1 protein-coding gene is annotated in these 565 nt (G+C 28.5%); it reads right to left on the reverse strand.

Annotation, left to right across the window (positions count from 1 at the left end; all coding sequences use genetic code 11):
- Window positions 1-565 (reverse strand): transposase (locus tag KA828_RS12705; RefSeq protein WP_210126340.1); only part of this gene is annotated, 565 nt, incomplete at both ends.

A 565-nucleotide genomic window follows, 5' to 3' on the forward strand; every position in this document is an offset into this window, starting at 1 on the left:
TCGTCATAGTCCCAATTTTGAGTATTAAAGATGTCACTTTTATATTTTTTAGTTTTATCTTTTATAAACATTCCATATGTTATGAGTGGCGTTCGATTAAAGTCATCTATAATTGCCATATAATTTGATTCACTACCATAACCTGCATCAGCTACAATATATTCAGGTAAATGACCGTAGGTCTCTTGAATTGAATTTAAAAATGGAATCATCGTTCTAGTATCCGTTGGATTTTGATACACATTATAAGATAAAACAAATTGGGAATTTGTCGCTATTTGTAAATTATACCCTGGCTTAAGTTGTCCATTTTTCATGTGATCTTCTTTCATTCTCATAAATGTCGCATCATGATCTGTCTTAGAATAACTATTTCTATCCTTTAAAATAGATTTTTGAAATTCGTATCGATACTTTCGCTCAGAATAATCATTGATTTGCTTTTTGTATTTTTTGATTTTAGTTCTTTTGAGACGTATTTGTTTTCTTGTTTTAGTACATTTTTCATTGTTGATATGTTGGTTTAAATCTTCGATTTCTTTATCTAAATGACTACCAATCAAAT

The organism is Staphylococcus sp. GDY8P85P, assembly GCF_017892405.1.
GTDB classification, from domain to species: domain Bacteria; phylum Bacillota; class Bacilli; order Staphylococcales; family Staphylococcaceae; genus Staphylococcus; species Staphylococcus borealis.